Here is a 24,307-nt window from a genome sequence, read left to right on the forward strand (position 1 = left end):
AAGGAGTGCTCTTCTCCTTCAGACGTGCAGCGTGCGGAGCCACCCCCACTTTCCTAAGGTCCGGGTTTGACCTTTTAAGTTATAAATCTATTAAACAATCAATTAATTCTAGGAGGAATATATAATGAGCTTAAACATGAAAATAGAACACATGATGAAATTCCACACTTTTGAGGTTCCAACTGCAATCAAACACGGAATCGGTTCAATTAAACATGTTGGTGATGAAGTAAAGAATCTTGGTGTATCAAAAGCCTTGCTTGTAACTGACCCTGGGATTTACAATGCAGGAGTTGCGAATCCAGTTGTCGAAAGCCTTCAAGCGGCTGGCATTGAAGTTGTATTGTTCGATAAAGTCGTTCCTAATCCACCAGTACGCTTAGTAAATGAAGGTTCAGCAGTCTATAAAGCAGAAGGTTGCGACGGACTTGTAGCTGTAGGTGGAGGAAGCTCTATGGATACTGCAAAGGCCATTGGTGTTGAAGCTACACACGAAGGATCTGTTCTTGATTATGAAGCAGCCGAAGGTAAAAAGCCGCTTGAAAACAGAATTCCTCCATTAACTACAATTCCTACAACTGCAGGAACTGGTTCGGAAGTTACTCAGTGGGCGGTAATTACAGATGAAGAGCGTGAATTTAAGTTTAATACAGGTGGACCATTAATTGCTGCTCATCTAACAATTTTAGATCCTGAACTACATGTTTCTATGCCTCCACATGTAACAGCTATGACTGGTGTAGATGCTCTAGCACATGCAATCGAGTGTTACACAATGAAATTTGCACAACCTGTAACAGATGCAGTAGCATTACTTGCTATGGAGTACGTTGCTAAATACATCCGTCGTGCGTATGCTGATGGCACAGATTTAGAAGCGCGTTACGGAATGGCTCAAGCCGCTATGCTAGCTGGACTTTCTTATGGAAGTGAATCAGCTGGTGCCGCTCATGCAATGAGTCAAACACTTGGTGGAATCATCCCTGTTGCACACGGTCAAGCTGTAGCTGCGATGATGGGACCAGTAATGGAGTACAACTGGAAAGGTGCTCCTGAGCGTTTTGCACGTGTTGCGAAAGCTGTAGGTATTAACACACACAACATGACAACAGAAGAAGCTGCAAAAGCAGGTGTAAACTGGGTGTATGAACTAGTTGAAGATTTAGATATCCCAACACTCAAAGAGCAAGGTGTTTCTCCTGACATGACTGAACGTCTTGCAAAAGAAGCCATGAATGATCCACAAACATTTGGTAACCCTCGTGACCTTAGCGAGAAAGATTATGTTTGGATCTACAATCGTTGCTTTAACAAAGTGCCTAAAACCCTTTAATCTTATACAAACAGAAAACTTTCAACTCCCCCCCCGTTAAACAAGAGAAGCCACTTAGCCGAATGCTAAGTGGCTTTTTATCTGCATGAAAATTTATATGTTTTTCATCACAATAAAAAGAATGAAGATTTTATAACAAGGGAAAAGTAAGAATACACACCAAGGAGGTTGATTATGACTCAACAGTTACATGAATTATCAGAGTGGTTCGAGTCTCATAAAGGAGAGACATTGCTCATTCGAAAGAACGAGTTATCTACGGGTTTGCAGCAGATTTTTGATATTGATCAAGTCACTTTGCAACTTGATCATATTTCTGTTGTAAAAAACGATTCAAATATTGACGATTACATTCCGAGTCAGGAACTTGTTCTACATGGCGAAGGAAGCATTAAAAGTGCAGAAGGAATGAAAGACCTACCACAAAACGCTTATGAAATACCTCTTTTTGGCAGAATAGTTACTACAAAAGAAGCTAACGGATTAAAACTAGAAACCGAAAAAGCATTATATGAAATTTACCCTAATTAAAGAGGCTGTATACAAGGTCCGTCCTTTGACCTTGATACAGCCTCGAAGCAATGAGCGGAGTCGCTACATCTTTTTAAATCCTTAAGAGGAGTGGTTTTCTCCTCTTAAGGCGCGTAGCGAACGGAGCCATTGCCACTTCTGTTCCGGACTTTTAGGGGATAGCCCCATTCCAAACCTTAAAACAGGTCCGCTCTTTGACCTTTTAGACAGCCTCTAAGATTCATGATTCATTTGATTGCTTGAAGCTTCCTAATCATCATCTCTTCATTCATTGCTCCTATATGAATGTCCGATATGATGCCATTCTTATCAATAAATAATGAAGTTGGGATTGGTCCAATTTGATAAAGAGAAGCTATTTCACCATGTTCATCTAATAGGACAGGAAATGTTAAATTGAGATTCGATACAAAATCCTTAACATGGTCACGAGAACCCTCTGTATTCGTCCCATTTACCGCAAGAAGGACAACTTCATGATTTGTGTAAAATTTCTCCATATCGGGCATTTCTGCTCTGCAAGGGGGACACCACGTTGCCCAAAAGTTAATCATAACTCTTTGTCCTTTAAAGTCTGAAAGCGAGATCTCTTTTCCCTCAAGCGATTGCAGTACAAACTCTGGAGCTGTTTGCCCAACTGCGATCTGTAACGTTTCTTTACTTCCCTGATTCAACATTGCTTCATCTAAAAAACCCAATGAACCCCACCCATTTATGCCGATAAGCAGGAATAGGGTGAACAAACCCTTTTTAGTATTTCTATTTATAGTCCCTTCACTTGAACGGATCTTTTTTGAACTTACTAAACCGATAAAGCATATTAGAAAATAAAACCAACTAGGGACAGCAGCATCAAACATTCTCACTTGCAAGATGAGAGATAACACACCAATTGAGAGTCCATAAAGAATTGCTAATCGAATGACAATCAGCTGAGCACTGACACTTTTTTGCTGCTGGAAATAAAACAGGAACAATAAAATAAGGTTAACGATTGTTTGATAAAAACTAACTGGATTCCCATCTGAACTGAAAGGATAAAACGAAAAATAGATGGTTTCAAGAACGAGATAAGTAACTAAAATCGGAAGAAAAACAGTATCACTGCTTATATGTTCTTTCCTCGTTTTCCAAAATACATAGATAGCTATTACTCCCCAAGCGATAAGCCATTCATTTGTTCCACTTGGCATAGCCAAAACAGCGATAGGGTCAACAATAGCAATCATCGGATACACAAACAGGGAAGACAGCTGATAAGCAAGAAAAAAATAAACTATACTATTCCAATACACTTCCTTCGCTACTTGAGGTCGTTTTGGATCTTTTACTAATTGACTAGATAAAAGAAATCCAACTACAAACAAGAATGCTAACATTAGCCAAGCTTGCTTAATAATAAGTGGACCAACTGTCCAAATACCGTCCATCTAATTTCACCTACCTTCTCTAATAGGTTCAAACATTTGCTAGCACTTGTCAAAAAAGTTGCTTCCATCGGCATAACAAGAGACCAAATCCTACCGATTTGGCCCCAAGTTGTATGATGTCTAATACTTAATAATCAGTATTTGCTTGCTCTCCATTTACAATAGATACACCTGCACTAGCACCAATACGAGTAGCCCCTGCTTCAACCATTGCTTTTGCACCGGCAAGGTCACGAACGCCACCTGAAGCTTTTACACCAATATCTGGTCCAACTGTTTTTCTCATTAATGCAATGTCTTCTACCGTTGCACCACCAGTTGAAAATCCAGTTGATGTTTTCACATAATCTGTCCCAGCCTTTACCGCTAGCTCACATGCACGTATTTTCTCATCATCAGTTAAGAGACTTGTTTCAATGATAACTTTTGTTAATGCCTTACCTTTTGCAGCATCTACCACTGCACGAATATCTCTTTCAACAAGTTCATCATTTTTATCTTTTAGAGCAGCAATATTAATGACCATATCTACCTCTGTTGCTCCATTTTCAATGGCATTTGTTGTTTCAAAAGCTTTTACCTCTGGTGTCGATGCCCCGAGCGGGAACCCAATTACCGTACATACCTTTACGGGTTCTGCTTCGATTAACAATTCTGCAGCAAGCTTTACCCATGTAGGATTGACACATACAGATGCAAACTGGTATTCTTTTGCCTCCCTACATAACGTTTCAATTTGTGCTTTCGTTGTATCTGGCTTTAATGCCGTATGATCAATTAGATTCGCAATTGACTTGCTCAATTGTTAACATCCTCTCTTTACATAAGTTATTTGTCCTTCAATAGCCTAGCATAGAAATACATGAGTGACGAGAAATTTCATCTATGTACGTATTGAATGAAAGATTATTCTTTTTATAGTCTCTCATTCCTCGTCATTTCACTCATTTATTTCATCACAAAACCTCCATCAACGATCATACATTGGCCTGTAACAAAAGATGACCAGCCACTAGCAAAGAATAGTACACTCCCTACAACATCATCTGGCTTAGCAATCCGGTGTAGAGGTGTTTGTCCTTTGATAAGCTCCTTCACTTCCTCTTTTGTCGTTCGACTTGCATCAGTAGGATAGACAAGGCCTGGCGCAACACAATTAACGGTAATTCCAAATGAACCGAGATCGACTGCTAGGTTTTGAGAGTATGCGAGCACGGCCCCTTTAGCTGTATTATAATCATGATAAGGAACGATCGGTCTATAAACTAAATTACTAATCATATTAATAATTCGTCCAGATTTCCTTTCCTTCATAAAAGGGATAACATGCTTACATACATTATATGTCCCTTTTAAGGCTCCATCGATTTGGCGTTGATAGTCTTCCCATTCAAGCTCCCATGCAAGTTTTCTTTTGTCTGGATCAAAGGTGTATGCATGTAATGCATTGTTGACTACAATGTCAATCGAATCAAATTCTGCTATTATGTTGTCAATCATATCTTTCACATCTGTCTCGCTTGTCACATCTCCTTGTACAGTAAAAGCATCAATATTATACGTATCCATTAGGTGATTAGCGAGTTCCTCAGCCTTCTCTTTGCTCTTCAAGTAGTTAATAATAACCGTTGCTCCTTGTTTTGCAAAGCTTGTAGCAACAGCTGCCCCAATTCCACGACTCGATCCCGTAATAAGGACGACTTTTTGTTCTAATTGTATATCCATTCGATCACCTAATTTAATTGTTCTACTAATTCATTCGTTGTAATTGTTTCGATATTTACTCTTTTGCTTAATAGACCTAACTCATAATAAGTTACCTCTACTTCTTGTAAAATATCTACATTCAACCAACCCAATCCTTTTTCAGCAATTTCTTCATTTGTTGATGTTTGATTACGGATGTTAATAATTTCAACATTTCTATCAACATCTTGACCATCTATAGCAGCAGTGACAGCAACTTCAGCAGCTTCTTTTGGATGCTCCATCGTATACGCTACACTGTCACGATACACCTGTAGGAAGCGAATGAGAGCTTCTTGTCTTTCATGGAACGTTTCTTCTGTAACAACAAACACATCAGCAGGAGTATTAAGTACATCTTTTACTTCAATCACATCGACTTCCCCTAATTCATTTCTCTGTGCATCAAACAATCCTGTATCGGTTGCTGCTGTTGCTACTACTTGTTTATTCATTAATGGACCAAAATTTAGTACACCCGTTTCAATAAGGTTCACATCATCTTCGCTCATTCCAGCTTGATGCAAGAGCACAAGCAGGTTTTGATACGTTCCGCTGCTTCTACTATATATACCAATATCTTGTCCACGTAAATCTTCCATGCTCGTTATATTGCTTTCTTTCAGTGATATTAAGTTAAAGACATTTTCAGGATAAATGTTATAGATTACTCTTAATTCCTCTCCTTGTTCAAGCGCCAATAGAACTGCTTCCACATTCGCAAAAGCAATATCAGCATTGCCAGCAATGATATTACGAACTGCATCTCCTCCACCAGCTCCAGGAATGAACTCGAAGTCGATTCCCGCATCTTCAAACCAACCTTTTTCTTCCGCTAAGTAAATATTAGCTTGTTCGGTAATCGGTTGGCTCCAAGAAGCCATTCTTATTCTTTCAATTGTTTGTTCTGCAACTTCTTCTTGCAATTCACTCTCTTCTTCATTTCGTTCTTCTTCAGCTCCACAACCAGCAATACTTAAAGTAAGCGCGGCAAAACAAAAGGCAGCACCGATTTTTTTCATAAATAGTTTCATTTCATTTCTCCCCTAGAATAACTATATTTTTTAAAAAAGATAACCTCAACCCAATTGATTACTTGATACAATATAATTCCTTTAACAGTTAGTAAAATAAAAACAGAGAACATTAACGTTGTATCGAGCATTCCTTGAGATGCAATAATTAAAGCACCTAATCCTTTATTCGCTCCAATAAATTCACTTACGACAGCTCCGACAACACTTAATACGACTGCAACACGCAATCCTGAGAATATGTAAGGCATAGCTATTGGAAGTCGAAGTTTTAGTAGAGTTTGACTACGCGATGCTTTCAATGATCGAAAAAGCGCCAATTTATCTCGACTAACATGAGAAAGTCCTGTCACAGTACTCTCAAATAAAGGAAAGAAACAAACAAGGGCTACAATAACAATTTTAGGTGTATATCCAAAGCCAAACCACAATACTAAAAGAGGTGCCAAAGCTAGTTTTGGCATTGCCTGTGAAGCAATGATGTACGGCTGTAGAATTTCTTGCGTCGTCTTAGATTGCGCCACTAAAAATCCCATTCCAATCCCAAGAATCGTTCCTGCAAAAAATCCACCGAATACTTCAATAGTCGTCGCTAGAATATGTGGATAAAAATATCCACTTTGAAAATGTTGTATTAAGTTGGCACCAATAGCTGTTGGGGCTGGTAGGATGATTTTTGAAATATTTTTAACATGTACAACCACTTCCCAAAAGACAAGCAAAACAAGAAATAGCAAAAGTGAATAGATTTTTGTCACTTTCATTTTCAATGACCACCTAACCCTTCAATCGAGTTATGCAGGCCTTTCACAATTTCAATAAACGAGGTATCAAACTTTAACTCCTTTGGTCTAGGTCTTGCAAAAGGAACTTGTAATTCTTGGTTGACCTGCGCTGGCTGTCCACCTAACAAAATTACTCGATCCGCCAAATAAGCTGCTTCTGTAATATCATGTGTGATGAATACAGTAGTCGTCCTGTACTGCTTTGTCAATTTCATCAGTTCTAATTGAAGCTGTTCTTTCGTCAGCGCATCTAGTGCCGAAAAAGGCTCGTCCATTAACAGAATTTTAGGCTCCATCATGAAAGCCCTCGCCAAGGTTACACGAGACATCATTCCACCTGACAATTCATGAGGATATTTGTTGTGATGCTTACCTAAACCAACAGAAGCAAGTACTTCTGTCGCCTTATCTACATCCTGTTGATTTGGTTTCCTTTTTAATTCAATTGGCATGAGAACATTCTCTATCACATTTCTCCATTCTAAAAGAACAGGTTTTTGAAATACGTATGTAATTTCATCAAGTGGCTCAGAAGTCACCTGCCCTAACACGTTAACCTCACCTTTTGTCGGAGTCAACAAGCCGCCAATCATTTGCAAAAGCGTCGTCTTTCCACTTCCACTTTTCCCAATAATACTAACGAATTCACCCTCTTGGATTTCTAGATGAACCTGATCTAGTATAGGTGCCTGATCTCGGTTAAATTGTAGGGTAATGTCTCGACACGTAATAATCGTCATCTTTGTCACTTCCCTTAATCTCTAAATACATCAAATAGATCCATTTGTTCTTCTAATGTAGATTCTACATCACAAAATCTGACTAAATCAGCTAAATGAAACCGACCATCATGATGCCAGCCAGGTTCAGGTTGTGGCATAGAGCCTAATGCACAAATTCGATTGACACCATATTCTCCTAAAAGGTGAACAATCGAAAAGTAAGATTGAGGAGTGCATCCAACTCCAACTGTTTGAACAAAGCCCTTCACCTGACTAAGATAATCCTTCACTTCATTCACGTTGTCGATTGGAACAACGGTGACAAATCGGTTTAGTGGAGAAAACGGAAACTGTTTATTCTCAATCCGTTCACGGTAGACAACAGTCCAGTCAGTCCCATTCTCACTTTTTAAAAGAGCGAGATTAGAATCTTCAAAGCTCTCAAATTCAATCGTTGTCCGTAGTTTGGTGATTGCCTGGTGTTCTTCATCTGTTAATTGGGCACGAGGATGAGTTTCCTGAAAATTATTCATCTCATTGGCTAACATTTGGGCAAAATCTCGCGGTGAATATGCTCCTCCTCGCTCAATAAAAAAAACATGCGGAGAAAGACATCCTTGCTGATCAAACCATGACGCATCACTAGCTGCAAGCTTTGCCGCTTGCCATGCTTTTGTTGTCTGTAAACACTCTTTCGTTAACAGGCCAAAACTAACCTTATGACCATGCGCATGAAAGCTTGTCTGCGCAGGTACTTTCTTCCTAACTGTTTCAATCGTTTCTTTTCCACCATAAGCAATGACGGCATCCGTTGCTTGGAAACTAACCTCTTCTAATGATTGATTTCCACCTTTCCACCAAAGAATGGCTAGTGAATCTCCTAACTTAGGATCAATGTCTGCAATAGTTTTAGCAAACAACACGGGAAACAACGGCTCAGAAGAAGACACTTTACCAAGTGTAGCCGACTTCAATAAGATACCCGCAGCTAAACTCCATAGCGGGAGAGCCGGAACATTTCCGGAAAAGATATGGGTGATGACACTAGGACCATATGCTCGATACATCCCTCCAGATTTTTTTGGTCGGAACTCATCCAATACAAGCGGATTCGAAAAATCTTCATCAATCATCCGCTGTAATTTCATTTTACGAAATTGCCGTAAATACCGGCTTAGGAATAAACGAATCATTTCATGATCATAGCCTGTAATGACCGGTAACAATTCCTCTGCTAGCTTTCTGAATTCATACTCAGGGTTTAGCCATCTTTCAATCGCTTGATCAAACACATCAATTAGGTCATTCGTCCGAAGTGTGCTCAAATAGTCCAACTGTTGCTGTTTCAACTTGTTCATGACTGACTCGATTAGAACTGGAGTGATTTGTGGAACCGATAATTCTATTTTTTTGCCATGATTTTCAAATGTTAACTTTTGAAAAGGAACTGAAGCAACGTCGTTCTCGCATGAGGATGGCGCATGATAACAAGTATAGTTTATCATCATACTAGATCCCCTCTTGATTGTTGAGCCGAAGCTAGAAATTGTTCAACCGCTAATGAACACCCTTTTGCTTCTGCTCCTTCTGCTCGACCTAACAAATAAAATCCATCGCCCGCACTGACACCTATATCCTCTGTTAAAATGCCCATAACTGAATTTAAATTTGCTAAATCATAGTGAACGATAATCCCTCTTTCTCCTACGGGTTTCTTCTCCATTCGTTCGATATCCATGACTACCGTTCTAACCCAGTGCGGTGCATGTTTCGTTGGGTTGTGATACTCAACCTCGTTATGAAGAAAGTTTCCATCATACATTTGAGAGCTTAACTCTGTCATTCCATACATATTGAGGCAATTTTCTAAAGGTAACGAAAATAACCTGCTCATCTCTGTTTTAAACTCATTTGGTTCCATTTCTCGCGATCGTCCTTTGGCTCCCCCTGTATCCATTAAGCGACTTTTAGCAGGTAATTCAAAGTTCAGATTTCTATTTCGACACTCATCTAAGAAATGAATAAAGGAAAAAGTCGCTCCAATCAATAAAACCGGTTCCTTATTTTTTTCCGTTTTTTGTAGTTCTTCAACCAGTTTCTCTACTTGAAATTCATCTTTTGAAAAAAAGTATAAACTATCTTCTGTTCCAAATGATTGTTTAGCGATATGTAAATAATGTGCCAATGACGAATTTGGCAACACTTCTTCTTCCGGAAAAAGAACAAACATTTTTACCTTTTCAAGATCAGGGATAATCGCTAACTTAAAAAAGGTCTTCATAGATAAATCATAGATGTCTAAATCTCGGTGATAGTTTTTACCTTTTTTTTCGGGATTCGTTGTTCCGCTTGTCATAAATAACGCTTCTGTTTTCTCCAATGGATGACTTGATAAAGTCGTTAATTTAAACGCATCAATCGGTACAGGAGGGATCTCTAAAAAGTGTTTAATGTTTCTAGGTGAGACACGACGTTTTCTACAAAATTTTCGATACGTTTGGTTGTGGTTATATTGGAACTGAAAAACATTCAGAGCCATTTGATTAAATTGTTCATCGTTCGTAGTAGGTTGATTAATAAATTTTCTAAGTTCTTGTTTTAATGTTTCATATGTAGCTAACAATATCTAACACTCCTCTTCAACATTAACAAAACCGCTTCCTATCTCGAAAGCGGTCATCAATCTTCACTATGTTTTCTCAAAATATAGCTGATTAAATGATGTCCACTTCCCTACGCTATGATTACATAGTTCAGGTTCAAAGGGTTTAAAACAACGCTTTAATCTCAGCCAACTTCGGCTCCCCTAGTGGTAAAAATTCAATATAGTTGCTCAATAAATCATATCATTAAATACGTCTTCTCGCTATAGTTGTCCAAACAGCAAAAAAGCCTTGAGTTACCCGAAGGCACTGAAAAAGTGATGTTCCCTTTTTCAGTGCCTTCAGTTACCCCGAGGCCTTTATTATCCATTCACAACTTGTACTCTCTCATCTTCCTCTAACACGCGTACGAATTCGCCCTCGTTATAAGGATAACCCGCTTTTGTAATTTTTACTTTTACAAGCTTCCCAATCATATCTTCAGTAGCAGGAACTTTTACTTTTAAATAGTTGTCGGTATATCCGATGAATAAACCGCTATTTTTATCTTCCTTATCACGCTCTTCGGGAATTACTTCAAGCACTTCCCCTTCAAAATGCGATGCGTACTCTTTTGCTAGCTGATTAGATAATTCAATTAAACGGTGAACACGTTCATTTTTAATCTCTTCATCAACTTGATCTTCCATACGAGCAGCAGGTGTCCCTGTACGCTTTGAATATGGAAACACATGTAGTTCACTAAACTTATGCTTAGCAATAAAATCAAACGTTTCTTGGAACTCCTCTTCTGTTTCTCCAGGAAATCCAACGATCACATCAGAAGTTACAGCAAGTCCTGGTAGAACTTCTTTCAAACGATCTAAACGCTCACCAAAGAATTCCATCGTATACTTACGGCGCATACGTTTTAACACAGTATTTGACCCTGATTGCAATGGAATATGCAGATGTCGCACAACTTTATTTGAACGGTCAATCACATTAATAACTTCATCAGTTAATTGACTAGCTTCAATCGATGAAATACGGATTCGCTTTAATCCGTCTACTTTTTCTAAGTCTTCAAGTAAACGTGCAAGACTGTAATCTTTCAAGTCTTCCCCATATCCACCAGTATGAATTCCGGTTAAGACAATCTCTTTATAACCAGCATGAACCAACTGTTCGGCTTGTTTAATTATTTCCTGTGGATCACGTGATCGCATCAAACCACGAGCCCATGGAATAATACAAAATGTGCAAAAATTGTTACAGCCTTCTTGGATTTTTAAAGAAGCACGCGTACGATCAGTAAAAGCTGGCACATCAAGCTCTTCGTAAACACGCGACTTCATGATATTTCCTACCCCGTTAATTGGTTCTCGTTCACGTTTGAACTGATCAATATACTCAAGCATCTTCACACGGTCTTGAGTCCCGACAACAATATCGACGCCAGGAATCGCCATAATTTCAGCAGGAGATGTTTGAGCGTAGCACCCTGTTACACAGATAACGGCATCAGGATTTTTACGGATTGCACGACGAATCACTTGTCGGCTTTTTTTATCGCCTGTATTTGTTACTGTACATGTATTTATGACATAAACATCTGAAGTTGCTTCAAAATCAACTTTTTCATAACCTTCATTATGAAACAGCTGCCAAATCGCTTCTGTTTCGTAATGATTTACTTTACAACCTAATGTATGAAAGGCAACAGTAGGCATTAATATCACCTCATTAATTCGAAATGGTACGAAATCGCAGCAAGCACATAAAGAGATGCCGTTTCCGTACGTAATATCCGTGGTCCAAATCCACAAGCAATAGCACCTTGTTCAGTTAATTGACGAAGCTCTTCTTCAGTGATTCCACCTTCAGGTCCGATAATCACTAAAACTTTCTGCCCAAGCGTTACTGATGCTAACTGCTGAGCCAACTGAACTTGTTCTCCACGCTTTGCCGATTCTTCATATGCTAAGATGACTACATCATACGAAGAGATTTTTTGTTTTAAGTCAGTAAAAGAATGAACATTTAGAACCTCAGGAATGCGTTCTCTATACGACTGTTCCGCGGCTTCCTTTGCAATCTTTTCTAACCTTTCAATTTTCTTGCCAGCTTTCTTTTGATCCCACTTTACGATTGAACGAGCAGCGGAAAAGGGAAGAAAAGCAAAAGCGCCCAGCTCCGTTCCTTTTTGAATAATTAAATCGAGCTTATCTCCTTTAGGAAGACCTTGTGCAATCGTTACTTTTACAGGAAGTTCTGTTTTAGGGTCGAGCGTCTCTATTATGTCGGCAATGATTTCCTTATCCGAAAGATTTGATAAACGACATTTCACTGTCCTAGAATGATTGTCACTACAAATAACCTCATCGCCAACATCCATCCGCATCACTTTTGAGATGTGCTTTACATCCTCACCTAGGATATGAACGACTTTGTCCGTCATCTGCTCTTTCTTAACAAAATATCGTTGCATCTTCATCTTCCTCACTTTAATGGTAATCCAAAAGAGAAAACCTAAATTGGGTTGAGACTCCTAATTACCTTACTTTTTTCGCAATTATAGCTACCCAATCGTCCATTTCAACGATTTCTTCTATAACAAACCCACCGCTTGTGAGGGCATCTTTAACTTCTTGTTTCTTACGCTTAATAATTCCTGATGTAATATAAATTCCGTTTGGCTTAAGAACCGCTGCCGCATCTTGAACAAATCGAACAATAACCTCTGCTAATATATTTGCTACGACGATATCAAATGGCCCCTCGATTCCTTCGAGTAAATTATTCTGTTTCACCGTTACGGTGTTATCCACTTGATTTAACGCGACATTTTGTTCTGCACTTTCGACAGCTACATAATCAAGATCAAGCGCTAAGGTACGTTGTGCCCCTAGCTTTGCCGCAGCGATGCTTAATACACCTGACCCTGTTCCAACATCTACAACCTTTTCTCCGCCTTGAATCACCTTATCAAGTGCTTGTATACAAAGAACAGTCGTTGGATGGGTTCCTGTTCCAAATGCCATACCCGGATCAAGTTCGATAATCGTTTCATCCTCTGATGCCTCATACTCTTCCCAAGTTGGAGTAATCGTGATTGAGCTGGAAACTTTTACAGGCTTGTAATATTTTTTCCAAGCTGTTGCCCACTCTTCCTCATGTACTTCGGCTATTTGAACCTTGTTCGAACCAAGATCAATATCATAAGCAAGTAACCCATTTATTGACTCTTTGATTTCATCAATCGTTTCTGCTAAAAAACTATTAACCGGAAAGTATGCTTTTACAATAACACCCTCTTCTGGATAATCATCAGGAGAGAGTTGGTAGATTTCACCGAAACGATCGCCCCACTCTTTTGCAAGATCAATTGAGTCTTCAATGACAACTCCGCTTGCGCCAGCCTCATGCAAAATATTACAGACTGGCTCAACCGCTTCCTCTGTTGTATGAATACTAAATTCCGACCATTTCATCATTTCTACCAACTCCAGTTTTTAATTAATCACCTTTAAACGCTCTTCTAACTTTTGCAAAAAACCCATCATTCTGTTCATCTGGCTGACCACCAGACATTTTTGCAAATTCACGAATCATATCTTTTTCTTTTTCGGTTAAATTCTTAGGTGTAACAACACGAACTTTCACATGTTGATCCCCTTGGCCACGTCCATGAACATTCGGCACACCTTTGCCACGTAAACGGAAGTTCGTCCCTGTTTGAGTCCCTGCAGGAATTTTCAGCTTCACTTTTCCGTTCAATGTTGGCACTTCAATTTCATCGCCAAGCGCAACTTGAGCGAAAGTTAGTGGCATTTCACAATAAATATCATCACCATCACGATCAAAGAATTCATGTGGTTTTACGTTAAAGACAACATATAAGTCCCCAGGAGGCCCTCCGTTAACTCCAGCTTCCCCTTGGCCAGAGACACGAAGTTGCTGACCATGATCAATACCAGCTGGTACTTTCACGCTAATCTTTTTACGTTTACGTACTTTCCCTTTTCCACCACAAGTTGTACATTTATTTTTAATAAATTTCCCTGTACCTTCACAGTGGTGACAAACTCTGCGATTAACGACGCGACCAAATGGTGTATTTTGCTCTACATTTAATTGACCAGAACCTCCACAATGTGAACATGTTTCTGGCTTTGTACCAGGCTTTGCTCCTGAACCTGTACAAGTTTGACACGTTTCTTCTCTTGGAATTTCAATTTCTGTATCTTTTCCAAATACAGCTTCTTTAAAATCAAGTGTCATTGTATATTGCAAGTCTGCCCCTTGACGTGGTGCATTTGGGTTACGACGCCCGCCGCCTCCAAAGAACATATCAAAGATGTCACCAAAGCCTCCACCGAAGTCTCCAGCACCACCGCCAAATCCTTGATTAGGATCTGTATGACCAAATTGATCATAATGAGCTTTCTTTTGTGGGTCACTTAATGTATCGTATGCATCTTTTACTTCTTTAAATTTCTCCGTAGCGTCAGCTTCCTTATTGACATCAGGGTGATATTTACGCGCCAATTTACGGTACGCTTTTTTCACTTCATCAACTGAAGCATTTTGATCGACACCAAGGACTTCATAGTAATCTCGTTTACTCATGTCATCCACTCCCGACTCTTTTCCATAACGTTCATCTTATCATCATCATAGCCTTGTTCGCAAGATGCAGGAAAGAAGAACTATTATCCTCTTTTTGGTATACATTCGTAGAAAAAGTCAAAGTCATGTAATCTGACTTTGACTTTTCTACATTGATCCGTCATAGACACTACTAGTACCTATTGACCTTGTTCAATTTATCAATCGAACGATTATTTTTTCTCTTCTTCTTTTACTTCTTCGTAGTCAGCATCTACAACATTATCATCCGCTTGGTTTGCACCAGCGTCTGTACCTTCAGCACCTTGTGCCGCTTGTGCAGCTTGAGCTGCTTGCTCATACATCTTTGTAGATAGAGCCATAACGATTTCTTGAAGCTCATCTTTTGCTGTACGAATTTCGTCAATGTTATCAGACTCAATGGCTGCTTTTAGCTTATCTTTTGCTGCTTCAGCTTTATCTTTTTCCTCTTGCTCAACGTTATCGCCAAGATCTTTAAGAGTTTTTTCAGTAGTGAATACTAGTTGATCTGCTTCATTACGAAGCTCAACTTCTTCGCGACGCTTCTTATCTTCTTCAGCGTTCGCCTCAGCGTCTTTTACCATTTTTTCGATTTCATCATCAGATAAACCTGAAGAAGAAGTAATCGTAATAGATTGTTCTTTATTCGTACCAAGATCTTTTGCTTTTACATTTACGATACCGTTCGCATCGATATCAAACGTTACTTCAATTTGCGGAACACCACGTGGTGCCGGCGGAATATCGGTTAATTGGAAACGGCCAAGCGTTTTGTTGTAAGCTGCCATTTCACGCTCACCTTGAAGCACATGAATATCTACTGAAGGCTGATTATCTGCCGCTGTAGAGAACGTTTGGGATTTAGACGTTGGAATTGTTGTATTACGCTCAATTAGCTTTGTAAATACACCACCCATTGTCTCAATCCCTAGTGAAAGTGGTGTTACGTCAAGAAGAACAACATCTTTAACATCACCTGTTAAGACACCTGCTTGAACAGCTGCACCAAGTGCAACAACTTCATCTGGATTTACACCTTTGTGTGGATCTTTTCCAGTTAATTTCTTGATTTCTGCTTGAACGGCAGGAATACGTGTCGATCCACCAACTAGTACAACTTTATCAATTTCACTAGCAGAAAGACCTGCATCAGAAAGAGCACGACGAGTTGGTCCAAGTGTACGTTCTACTAGATCAGCAGAAAGCTCCTCGAATTTTGCACGGCTCAAGCTTAACTCTAAGTGCTTAGGACCAGTAGCATCAGCAGTAATGAATGGAAGAGAGATTTGAGTTTGTGTTACACCAGAAAGATCTTTCTTCGCTTTTTCAGCTGCGTCTTTTAGACGTTGCATCGCCATTTTATCTTGAGATAAATCAATGCCGTTGTCTTTTTTGAATTGCTCTACAAGGTGGTCAATAATGACTTGGTCAAAGTCATCTCCACCAAGTTTGTTATCACCTGAAGTTGCTTTAACTTCAAAGAAGCCATCGCCAAGTTCTAGAATCGATACGTCAAACGTACCACCACCAAGGTCATAAACAAGGATTGTTTGGTCTTCTTCTTTTTCTAACCCGTATGCAAGTGCGGCAGCTGTCGGCTCATTCACAATACGCTCAACTTCAAGACCTGCAATTTTACCAGCATCCTTTGTTGCTTGGCGTTGTGAATCATTGAAATAAGCAGGTACTGTAATAACAGCCTTCGTTACCGTTTCACCAAGATATGCTTCTGCATCAGATTTTAATTTTTGAAGGATGATTGCAGAGATTTCTTGTGGAGTGTAGTCCTTACCTTCCACCGTTTCTTTGTAGTCTGTACCCATATGACGCTTAATAGAGATGATTGTATTTGGATTTGTAATTGCTTGACGCTTAGCTACTTCCCCAACAAGACGCTCACCATCTTTAAATGCCACAACAGAAGGTGTAGTACGGTTTCCTTCTGGATTTGGAATAACTGTTGCTTCGCCGCCTTCCATAACAGCTACACAAGAGTTCGTTGTACCTAAATCAATACCAATGATTTTACTCATGATTTATATTCCTCCAATTCAACGATTGTCTTTTTTCTATTCTATATGTAAAGGACTAAGCGTTTACTTTGACCATAGATGGTCTTAGCACACGGTCCTTTAATTTATAACCTTTTTGCAATTCTTCCACGATTTGATTTGATTCAAACCCTTCTTCCTCTACTTGCATAACCGCTTGATGCAAATGTGGGTCAAATGGCTGGCCAACCGTTTCAATCACTTCTACACCTTCACTTTTTAATGTATCTTGAAATTGACGATAAACCATTTCCATTCCTTGCAGAAGAGATTTCGCTTCTTCTGTTTCAGGTTTCACTAGAAGGGCACGCTCAAAGTTATCAATTACTGGTAATAAAGCTTCAATAACATTTTGAGATCTATATTTTGCAGCCGCTTCTTTTTCCTCACGAGAGCGGCGACGGAAATTATCATAATCAGCTTGAACTCTTAGGAGACGGTTGTTAAGTTCTGCTATTTCTGCAAGACGGGCATCCTCTTCAGTTACCTCTACTTCTTGATCCGCACCTTCTGCTTCATCAACAGGCGTCACGTTCTCCTCGGATACAACTTCTTCTTCCATCGTTTGCGTTTCTTTTTCTGTCAACTCGTTCACCTCCTAATAAAATTAACTATAATCTATGTAGTATGACAAAAAGTTATCGAAGAAGATCTTCACAACTAATTGTCAATATTACCATTTTTACCCTCGTTGATACAAGTTTGTTAATAGCTTTGTTAAGTCTTTTGATAATATATCTACCACACCTATTACTCGCCGATACTCCATTCGTGTTGGTCCAAGTATGCCAATCGTCCCCATATGCTTTCCGCCAATTGAATAAGAAGCTGTAATCAAACTACAGTTATCAAAAGCTTCCAACTTGTTCTCTTGACCGATCTTCACCTGAATACCACTGTGTGGTGACCGAAGAATTTGATGCATCGTCTTATCTTCCTCTAGCATATTAAGAAGCATACGAACTTTATCAATATCTCTAAATTCAGGTTGCGACAAAATATTGGTTTTGCCACTGTAGAAGACTTTCTCTGGTTTCTCAACGTCTAAAGAAGGAGCTAGCATCTTCAAAACATGTTCATAATCCTTAATGTGATTACGAAGCACATTCCCCACTTCTGTATGCACCTTATCTCTAAGCTTATAAAGGGGTACTCCCATCAAACGCTCATTCAATATATTGACTGTCCGTTCAAGATCAGAAGCTTCAATTGACTCTGGTACAGCGATCGTTTGATTTTCAACATGACCGGTATCTGTTACGAGAATCAGGATTGCAGATCCCTTACTTAGTGGAATGATTTGAATATTCCTAAGCGTAGTTTCAAACATTTCAGGCCCCAGCACAAGGGAAATATAACTAGTCATATTCGAAAGTACCCGAGCAGAATGTTGAATGACCGCTTCAACTTCTTGAATTCGTTCGTTAAAAATAGAACGGATATCAAGCTCTTCATCAGCCGTTAAATGATGAGGCATCAGAAGGTTATCGACATAATAACGATAGCCCTTTTGTGATGGGATTCGTCCAGCTGAACTATGAGGTTTCTCTAAAAAACCTAATTCCTCTAAATCAGCCATATCATTACGAATCGTCGCAGGACTAAACGTAATATCATCTCTTTTGGAGATGCTTCGTGAGCCAACTGGCTCTGCAGAACGGATATAATCATCAACAATAGCATGCAGAATTAACAATTGCCTATCTGTTAACATCCCCTCATCACCTCTGTTAGCACTCACTGCATTCGAGTGCTAAATCTAATGATAAAGTACCAAATAGGTAGGCTTTTGTCAATAAATAAACTTCAATTATCTATGAAGAACAAGTATTATTTCATAAGTAACTCTTTTCAAGATTCAAGTACAGCAATAAACTGTTCAAACACTTCATTACCAAGGAGTAGCCCTTCCTCTGTCAATTGGATTGCTCCATCATGAATCATCACTAACCCCCGTTCCTTTAGGAGTTTAATCTGTGGCGCGAAACTATCAAGAAGCGACCGTCCATACCGTTGTTCAAAGTGGTCTATATTGACTCCTTCTCGTTTTCGAAGCCCCATAAACATTGCTTCTTCAATTCGCTCGATAAGACTAACTTTGTGCGAATGTAGAGTCGGTAAGGCACCTTGTTCTACTGCCTTTAAATATTTTGGAATAGGTCCATGATTTTGATATCTGATTCCGTTCACGTAACCGTGAGCACCTGCACCAAAGCCATAGTATTCTTCATTGTTCCAGTACACTAGGTTATGCTTGCTTTCATATCCTTTTTTTGCGAAATTACTAATTTCATATTGGAAGAACTCAGCTTCCTGAGTACGTTTTAACAATTGCTCATACATAATGACTTCGTCTTCTTCTGGAGGCAATGTTAGCTTCCCTTGACGTTGTCGATTGAAAAACACGGTCTTTTCCTCAACCTTTAAGGAGTATGCTGAAATATGTTCTATCTCTAAATTTATTGCTTTATTAATCGTTTCGATAAAATGAGCTGGGTGTTGACCCGGTAAACCAAACATCAAATCTATGGAGATATTAGTAAAGCCTGCTTGGCGACTTCTTTTAATTGCATCTTCCACACTCGATTTCGTATGGGTTCGGCCAATCTCTTTAAGTAATGATTCATTAAAGGTTTGGACACCAATGCTAAGTCGGTTAACCCCATTTTCTTTTATTACGGCAAGCTTTTCCTCTTGTATACTATCGGGATTAACTTCAATCGTATATTCTTCAATGTCATCTAAAGGAAGGACTTCTTTCATTCCTTTTAAAAGAGTATTCAGCTGCACTGCCGAGAGTGCTGTCGGCGTGCCACCACCTATATAAACTGTCTTCAAGCTTGATGCAGGTGTATCTTTCATTGTTCGTTTCATTTCTTTTAATAATGCTTCTATATATTCATCTACCGGCTGATTTTTCAAAAAAACTTTATTGAAATCGCAATAATGACATATATGCTCACAAAACGGGATATGGACATATGCAGCTGTAACCAAATTGCTTCCTCCTCTAATAGACAAAACCGCAGGAAGAAATCCTGCGGTTCATGTTGTTTGTTAATCATCCATTCGAAGAACAGCCATAAACGCTTCTTGTGGTACCTCTACGTTCCCAACTGATTTCATCCGCTTCTTACCTTCTTTTTGCTTTTCAAGTAGCTTACGTTTACGTGAGATATCTCCCCCGTAACATTTAGCAAGTACGTTTTTACGAATGGCTTTAATCGTTGAACGAGCAATAATCTTTTGGCCAATACTCGCTTGAACTGGCACTTCAAATTGTTGACGTGGGATTAATTCTTTTAATTTTTCAACAATGACTTTTCCACGTTCATATGCAAAATCACGATGAACAATTACCGATAAGGCATCCACTGTTTCCCCATTTAAAAGAATGTCCATTTTTACAAGTCTAGATGATTTATACCCGATTAATTCATAATCAAAAGATGCATAACCTTTTGTATTAGACTTCAATTGATCAAAGAAATCATAAACAATTTCTGACAACGGAATTTCATAAACGATTTGTACACGATTCGCATCAAGATATTGCATATCAATGAAAATTCCGCGCTTACCTTGGCAAAGTTCCATGACAGATCCTACGAAATCGTTTGGCACCATAATTTGTGCTTTTACATAAGGCTCTTCGACATCATCGATCTTCTGAGCATCTGGCATGTTTGATGGATTATCAATTCTTATTTCTTCCCCATTTGTTGTCTTCACTCGATAAATAACACTTGGAGCCGTCGTAATTAATGTAATACCAAATTCGCGCTCAATTCGCTCTTGAATAATTTCCATATGAAGCAACCCTAAGAAACCACAGCGGAAACCAAATCCTAATGCTTGTGATGTTTCAGGCTCATATTGCAACGATGCATCATTTAGCTCAAGACGCTCTAATGCTTCTCGTAAATCATTGTATTCATTTGTGTCAATTGGGTACAATCCACAGTACACCATCGGATTCATACGACGGTAACCAGGCAAAGGCTCAGGTGCAGGATTTGCAGCGCTTGTAATCGTATCACCCACACGAGTATCGCCTACATTTTTAATCGCTGCCGATAAGAATCCTACATCTCCAACAGTCAGTTCATCACGTTTTTCCGCTTTAGGTGTGAATACACCAATCTCATTTACTTCAAACTCTTTTCCTGTTGCCATCATCCTAATTTTTTGGCCAGGCTTAACTGTACCTTCAACAATACGAATATACGCAACTACCCCACGATAAGAATCATAAAGTGAGTCAAAGATTAGTGCTTTTAACGGTGCTTCAGGGTCACCTTGTGGCGCTGGAACTTTCTCCACTACTTGTTCTAATATTTCTTCAATCCCAATTCCGTTCTTAGCAGAAGCTAATACCGCTTCAGATGTATCCAATCCGATAACATCTTCAACCTCCTGCTTCACTCGATCAGGCTCAGCACTAGGCAAGTCAATTTTATTAATAACCGGCAAAATCTCCAAGTCATTATCTAGTGCTAAATATACATTTGCAAGCGTCTGTGCTTCAATTCCTTGAGCCGCATCTACAATGAGTAAAGCCCCTTCACACGCAGCCAAACTTCGTGACACTTCATACGTGAAATCTACGTGTCCTGGTGTATCAATTAAATGAAAAATATATTCTTCGCCGTCTTTAGCTTTGTAAGTAAGCTGAACAGCGTTAAGTTTAATTGTAATTCCGCGCTCTCTCTCCAAATCCATCGCATCGAGCGTTTGTTCTTTCATTTCACGTTCAGTAAGTGCTCCCGTTTTTTCTAAAATACGGTCAGCAAGCGTCGACTTCCCGTGGTCTATATGGGCAATGATAGAAAAATTTCGTATCTTCGCCTGACGTGCTAGCCTTTGTTCTTTGTTCATGACATGATCACTCCTACATTCTCGTACAAGTACACTATTTTTAATTATACCAATCGTTTAAGTGTCAGGCAACAAAACTTCATGTCAAATCGTGAAACTTCTAGATGAAGATCACCCAATAATTGGGCTCAATCCTATAACATTTTACGCTTATAGCTCTCTCACATAGTATTTATTTGCATACATTGAAAGTATCTTCTTAAAAAGGTGGTTTGACTAACATGTTATTTTATGGGGGAGCAATAACTGGAGCAGGTACGGAGGCTGCATCATCTCCGGCAGCAGAATTGGGTTTCAGTACAACTGCAACACCAGCTACAGACTATGAGTATGATGCATGCTATAGTGATTGCGAAGCACCTATAGCGGGATATGGGTCTGGAGTTCCAACAACCGCTCACGGATTTGATTAATCATTTTGTCCTCTTTATTCTCCAAGTAATTATTGGGACATCTTGGGCTCCAACAATCGGTGATTCATTTAACGTAAAAAGGAGATGTCGCCTGCGATATCTCCCATTACCTTAGTACTTCGCTATCCATTAAGAACATTATCAACAAAAGACATGATTTGTGACAAAACTGCTCGACTGACATAATTCAATCCTGCAGCTATATGGTTTCCAAGGTCGGAGAAAAAGTTAAACCTTCCTACCTCTTCCACTGACTGCCTTTTTTCCACTAATTCGTTTTTAGTCATTGGTTGTTCATTTACATTTCTTGTAGGGCTAGGGCTAGCTTCTTCCTTCTCTACTTGGAGAGGAATAGGTTGTGAGATTCCAAGCTCTTCGTTCATTAATTGAACACCAAACAGTGCACCAAGCAATAGGAGTATACTAATTAGAGAAACTCTCATAAGTAATTTTTTCACTATTATCTCCTCCTATTACTGAGAATTTACTGCTTCGCTACTAAAATAAAATTCTGAGAATACTTCTGCAACTGCTTCTGCTGATCGATATGTTTCTTCTAAACTATTATAGATTCCACCCATTTCAATTAGGACCGAATTGGTAGAAAGGTCTTGATTAAATCTACCGTTTGTGCGCGGACCATCTTTAAAGATTACACCCCTACTTAAACCTGGGTACTTTTCTTCTAACAACCCATGTAGTTCTTTAGCCAATTGCATATTTTGTTCATAATTCCCATGATTTCCTCCGATAACAAAGACTGTACGGGCAAATTCCTCACCATTGATTGTAACAGTTGTCTTATCCCTAGGAATCGTGTCCCTGTGTAAATCAAAGAAAAACTTTAAATTTTCGTTGTTAGCCATTGCTTCTTTCACAAATTCTCGAGAGGCGTCATAGGACTGTGAATACTGCCAGCCTCTACCAACCAAGTTTTCTTGAATATCCCTCTCTTCAACCTCTACACCAATTCCCCTTTTTTCAAGCTCTTGTGATAGCCTTTCACCGACTAACGTTATATTAATTTGCCTATGAAACGCCTCGTTAGGAACATTAGTTTCTAATTCAGGTAAGAACGATTCTGTGTTATGAGAGTGAATGATATGAACAATTTTCTCTCCATTTGTAGCACCTTGTGTTTGTTGGGCTTCTTTTTCCATCTCTTCTAATTGAGCTAAACTTTCTTGAGTTGCTTCCCTCTCAGCCATCATGACATCCATTGGCGGAGCTGATTCAACTGGTAAAGTTGTATAATCCATCCCTTCCCCTGCAACAATGATCTGCCCGTCAAATAAAGCAAATCCAGGTAATTCCCTTCCCAGTAAACTTCGAGGATCATCTGGATTAATGCTTGTAGCTACTTGAAAAGCGATATTCGATAAACTAGGAGGCTCACTACCTTCTGGCAAGGCCTGAGTAAATAATTTATTTTCCATACCTAAGACATGAACAAAATCCTCGCCACTAATATTATTTGCCCATTCATGTATTTGATTGGAGGCTAGTCCATATCCAGGTTCAAACGACGTTAGCATTCCTGTAAAAATAAACAAAGCCATAATGCCTATAATGGTCATAGTTATTAAACGCTTTAGGCTCGTCCGATTAATTGTAAAACTACGAAAGTGATTTCTTTTCATAAGCCCATCCCTTCTCCTCGTGTAGATAGCTTGTACATCTCAAAATTTGTCCATTGCTGTAATGTAAAGGAGCTTCTACATCACTACTATGAGATTAGATAGGGGATTAGAACAAAGAAATCAAAAGAAAAAGAAGGATGAAGCATCAAGTTCTTGTCAACTTTTCTAGATTGGGAATCGAATAAGTTATTTGGGGTTTTGGACGATAGGGGGTTGGACTTGTTTTCCTATAATATAAACAAAAATAATGGATGGGGTTAACAACACTAATAATAAAGAAGGGAACATCGATCCCTTTCCTATGTATGAAGGATAAACCTCCCTCCTCAAGTTGAAAAAGGTCTTCATCCTTCCTATGATGGACTTTCCTCTCTTCCTCGTGATGAAAAAAGGTCTTCATCCCTCCTATGTTGGACTTTCCTCTCTTCCTCATGATGAAAAAAGGTCTTCATCCCTCCTATGTTGGACTTTCCTCTCTTCCTCATGATGAAAAAAGGTCTTCATCCCTC

The 24,307-nt window shown here is 39.2% G+C and carries 22 protein-coding genes and 1 riboswitch; of the genes, 3 read left to right on the plus strand and 19 right to left on the minus strand.

From position 1 onward, the window contains the following. Positions 1–124: 124 nt before the first annotated feature. Complete coding sequence (gene gbsB, locus SAY88_RS22390; RefSeq protein ID WP_332634476.1) at positions 125–1,333, plus strand: choline dehydrogenase; 1,209 nt, start codon at positions 125–127, stop codon at positions 1,331–1,333. Between the two features lie 174 nt (positions 1,334–1,507). Continuing rightward, positions 1,508–1,864: a protein YmzB gene (gene ymzB / locus SAY88_RS22395; protein ID WP_332634478.1), complete on the plus strand. Its 357-nt coding sequence runs from the start codon at positions 1,508–1,510 to the stop codon at positions 1,862–1,864. Positions 1,865–2,091: 227 nt separating this feature from the next. On the opposite strand, the gene SAY88_RS22400 is transcribed toward ymzB, so the two are convergent. From SAY88_RS22400 to lepA, 17 genes are all read right to left on the minus strand, one after another. After that, positions 2,092–3,294, minus strand: a complete 1,203-nt coding sequence (locus tag SAY88_RS22400) for a redoxin domain-containing protein (protein WP_332634480.1) — start codon at positions 3,292–3,294, stop codon at positions 2,092–2,094. Positions 3,295–3,421: 127 nt separating this feature from the next. Then, the gene (gene deoC / locus SAY88_RS22405) at positions 3,422–4,096 is read right to left on the minus strand and encodes a deoxyribose-phosphate aldolase (RefSeq protein ID WP_332634482.1); all 675 of its coding nucleotides are present in this window, start codon (positions 4,094–4,096) and stop codon (positions 3,422–3,424) included. A 146-nt stretch (positions 4,097–4,242) separates the two neighbouring features. Then, positions 4,243–5,019 carry a 3-oxoacyl-ACP reductase gene (locus tag SAY88_RS22410; RefSeq protein ID WP_332634483.1) on the minus strand — a complete coding sequence of 259 codons (777 nt, stop codon included), beginning with the start codon at positions 5,017–5,019 and terminating at the stop codon, positions 4,243–4,245. Positions 5,020–5,027: 8 nt separating this feature from the next. Further along, positions 5,028–6,074, minus strand: coding sequence for an ABC transporter substrate-binding protein (locus SAY88_RS22415; protein WP_332634485.1), 1,047 nt, complete (start codon positions 6,072–6,074; stop codon positions 5,028–5,030). Continuing rightward, entirely contained in the window at positions 6,071–6,838 is a 768-nt protein-coding gene (locus SAY88_RS22420) for an ABC transporter permease (RefSeq protein WP_332634487.1), read from the minus strand. Before SAY88_RS22420 ends, SAY88_RS22415 begins: the two co-directional genes overlap by 4 nt. Positions 6,839–6,840: 2 nt before the next feature. Next, positions 6,841–7,599: an ABC transporter ATP-binding protein gene (locus SAY88_RS22425; protein WP_332634488.1), complete on the minus strand. Its 759-nt coding sequence runs from the start codon at positions 7,597–7,599 to the stop codon at positions 6,841–6,843. 14 nt (positions 7,600–7,613) lie between these two features. After that, a complete protein-coding gene (locus tag SAY88_RS22430) occupies positions 7,614–9,089 on the minus strand; it encodes an acyl-CoA reductase (protein ID WP_332634489.1) in 1,476 nt (491 codons plus the stop codon). Continuing rightward, positions 9,086–10,204, minus strand: coding sequence for a LuxE/PaaK family acyltransferase (locus SAY88_RS22435; RefSeq protein WP_332634490.1), 1,119 nt, complete (start codon positions 10,202–10,204; stop codon positions 9,086–9,088). The genes SAY88_RS22430 and SAY88_RS22435 overlap by 4 nt, the downstream gene beginning before the upstream one ends. Before the next feature lie 90 nt (positions 10,205–10,294). After that, positions 10,295–10,399, minus strand: a riboswitch (TPP riboswitch). Between the two features lie 147 nt (positions 10,400–10,546). Next, the gene (mtaB, locus tag SAY88_RS22440; protein WP_332634492.1) at positions 10,547–11,896 is read right to left on the minus strand and encodes a tRNA (N(6)-L-threonylcarbamoyladenosine(37)-C(2))-methylthiotransferase MtaB; all 1,350 of its coding nucleotides are present in this window, start codon (positions 11,894–11,896) and stop codon (positions 10,547–10,549) included. 5 nt (positions 11,897–11,901) lie between these two features. Then, the gene (locus tag SAY88_RS22445; RefSeq protein WP_332634494.1) at positions 11,902–12,654 is read right to left on the minus strand and encodes a 16S rRNA (uracil(1498)-N(3))-methyltransferase; all 753 of its coding nucleotides are present in this window, start codon (positions 12,652–12,654) and stop codon (positions 11,902–11,904) included. A gap of 64 nt (positions 12,655–12,718) precedes the next feature. Continuing rightward, a complete protein-coding gene (gene prmA / locus SAY88_RS22450; RefSeq protein ID WP_332634510.1) occupies positions 12,719–13,657 on the minus strand; it encodes a 50S ribosomal protein L11 methyltransferase in 939 nt (312 codons plus the stop codon). A 25-nt stretch (positions 13,658–13,682) separates the two neighbouring features. After that, a complete protein-coding gene (gene dnaJ, locus SAY88_RS22455) occupies positions 13,683–14,795 on the minus strand; it encodes a molecular chaperone DnaJ (RefSeq protein WP_332634496.1) in 1,113 nt (370 codons plus the stop codon). Positions 14,796–15,007: 212 nt separating this feature from the next. Continuing rightward, positions 15,008–16,849: a molecular chaperone DnaK gene (gene dnaK, locus SAY88_RS22460; RefSeq protein WP_332634498.1), complete on the minus strand. Its 1,842-nt coding sequence runs from the start codon at positions 16,847–16,849 to the stop codon at positions 15,008–15,010. 55 nt (positions 16,850–16,904) lie between these two features. Next, positions 16,905–17,453, minus strand: coding sequence for a nucleotide exchange factor GrpE (gene grpE / locus SAY88_RS22465; protein WP_332634500.1), 549 nt, complete (start codon positions 17,451–17,453; stop codon positions 16,905–16,907). A gap of 96 nt (positions 17,454–17,549) precedes the next feature. Beyond that, positions 17,550–18,581 carry a heat-inducible transcriptional repressor HrcA gene (gene hrcA / locus SAY88_RS22470; protein ID WP_332634502.1) on the minus strand — a complete coding sequence of 344 codons (1,032 nt, stop codon included), beginning with the start codon at positions 18,579–18,581 and terminating at the stop codon, positions 17,550–17,552. Between the two features lie 137 nt (positions 18,582–18,718). Then, positions 18,719–19,864, minus strand: a complete 1,146-nt coding sequence (gene hemW, locus SAY88_RS22475) for a radical SAM family heme chaperone HemW (protein WP_332634503.1) — start codon at positions 19,862–19,864, stop codon at positions 18,719–18,721. 60 nt (positions 19,865–19,924) lie between these two features. Next, on the minus strand, positions 19,925–21,745 hold the full coding sequence (lepA, locus tag SAY88_RS22480; protein WP_332634505.1) for a translation elongation factor 4: 1,821 nt from the start codon (positions 21,743–21,745) through the stop codon (positions 19,925–19,927). A gap of 221 nt (positions 21,746–21,966) precedes the next feature. Between lepA and SAY88_RS22485 the strand changes: the two genes are divergently transcribed. Then, complete coding sequence (locus tag SAY88_RS22485) at positions 21,967–22,158, plus strand: ATP-binding protein (protein ID WP_332634506.1); 192 nt, start codon at positions 21,967–21,969, stop codon at positions 22,156–22,158. 122 nt (positions 22,159–22,280) lie between these two features. Here SAY88_RS22485 and SAY88_RS22490 read toward each other — a convergent pair whose 3' ends face one another. Together SAY88_RS22490 and SAY88_RS22495 are read right to left on the minus strand one after the other, a co-directional pair. Further along, positions 22,281–22,616 carry a DUF3679 domain-containing protein gene (locus tag SAY88_RS22490; RefSeq protein ID WP_332634508.1) on the minus strand — a complete coding sequence of 112 codons (336 nt, stop codon included), beginning with the start codon at positions 22,614–22,616 and terminating at the stop codon, positions 22,281–22,283. A gap of 15 nt (positions 22,617–22,631) precedes the next feature. Further along, positions 22,632–23,798 (minus strand): stage II sporulation protein P, encoded by a 1,167-nt coding sequence (locus tag SAY88_RS22495; RefSeq protein WP_332634509.1) that lies wholly within the window; start codon positions 23,796–23,798, stop codon positions 22,632–22,634. Positions 23,799–24,307: the final 509 nt, after the last annotated feature.

The sequence above is a fragment of the Halalkalibacter flavus genome (assembly GCF_036663575.1).
Lineage (GTDB): Bacteria > Bacillota > Bacilli > Bacillales > Bacillaceae_D > Halalkalibacter > Halalkalibacter flavus.

Excerpts from the sequence above, each read along its gene's own strand:
- mtaB (WP_332634492.1), bottom strand. The coding sequence starts at position 11,896 with ATGCCTACTGTTGCCTTTCATACATTAGGTTGTAAAGTAAATCATTAC.
- prmA (WP_332634510.1), bottom strand. The coding sequence starts at position 13,657 with ATGAAATGGTCGGAATTTAGTATTCATACAACAGAGGAAGCGGTTGAG.
- dnaK (WP_332634498.1), bottom strand. The coding sequence starts at position 16,849 with ATGAGTAAAATCATTGGTATTGATTTAGGTACAACGAACTCTTGTGTA.
- ymzB (WP_332634478.1), top strand. The coding sequence starts at position 1,508 with ATGACTCAACAGTTACATGAATTATCAGAGTGGTTCGAGTCTCATAAA.
- SAY88_RS22425 (WP_332634488.1), bottom strand. The coding sequence starts at position 7,599 with ATGACGATTATTACGTGTCGAGACATTACCCTACAATTTAACCGAGAT.
- SAY88_RS22445 (WP_332634494.1), bottom strand. The coding sequence starts at position 12,654 with ATGCAACGATATTTTGTTAAGAAAGAGCAGATGACGGACAAAGTCGTT.
- SAY88_RS22485 (WP_332634506.1), top strand. The coding sequence starts at position 21,967 with ATGTTATTTTATGGGGGAGCAATAACTGGAGCAGGTACGGAGGCTGCA.
- dnaJ (WP_332634496.1), bottom strand. The coding sequence starts at position 14,795 with ATGAGTAAACGAGATTACTATGAAGTCCTTGGTGTCGATCAAAATGCT.
- SAY88_RS22415 (WP_332634485.1), bottom strand. The coding sequence starts at position 6,074 with ATGAAACTATTTATGAAAAAAATCGGTGCTGCCTTTTGTTTTGCCGCG.
- lepA (WP_332634505.1), bottom strand. The coding sequence starts at position 21,745 with ATGAACAAAGAACAAAGGCTAGCACGTCAGGCGAAGATACGAAATTTT.
- gbsB (WP_332634476.1), top strand. The coding sequence starts at position 125 with ATGAGCTTAAACATGAAAATAGAACACATGATGAAATTCCACACTTTT.
- SAY88_RS22420 (WP_332634487.1), bottom strand. The coding sequence starts at position 6,838 with ATGAAAGTGACAAAAATCTATTCACTTTTGCTATTTCTTGTTTTGCTT.
- SAY88_RS22430 (WP_332634489.1), bottom strand. The coding sequence starts at position 9,089 with ATGATGATAAACTATACTTGTTATCATGCGCCATCCTCATGCGAGAAC.
- SAY88_RS22400 (WP_332634480.1), bottom strand. The coding sequence starts at position 3,294 with ATGGACGGTATTTGGACAGTTGGTCCACTTATTATTAAGCAAGCTTGG.
- hrcA (WP_332634502.1), bottom strand. The coding sequence starts at position 18,581 with ATGTTAACAGATAGGCAATTGTTAATTCTGCATGCTATTGTTGATGAT.
- SAY88_RS22495 (WP_332634509.1), bottom strand. The coding sequence starts at position 23,798 with ATGAAAAGAAATCACTTTCGTAGTTTTACAATTAATCGGACGAGCCTA.
- SAY88_RS22410 (WP_332634483.1), bottom strand. The coding sequence starts at position 5,019 with ATGGATATACAATTAGAACAAAAAGTCGTCCTTATTACGGGATCGAGT.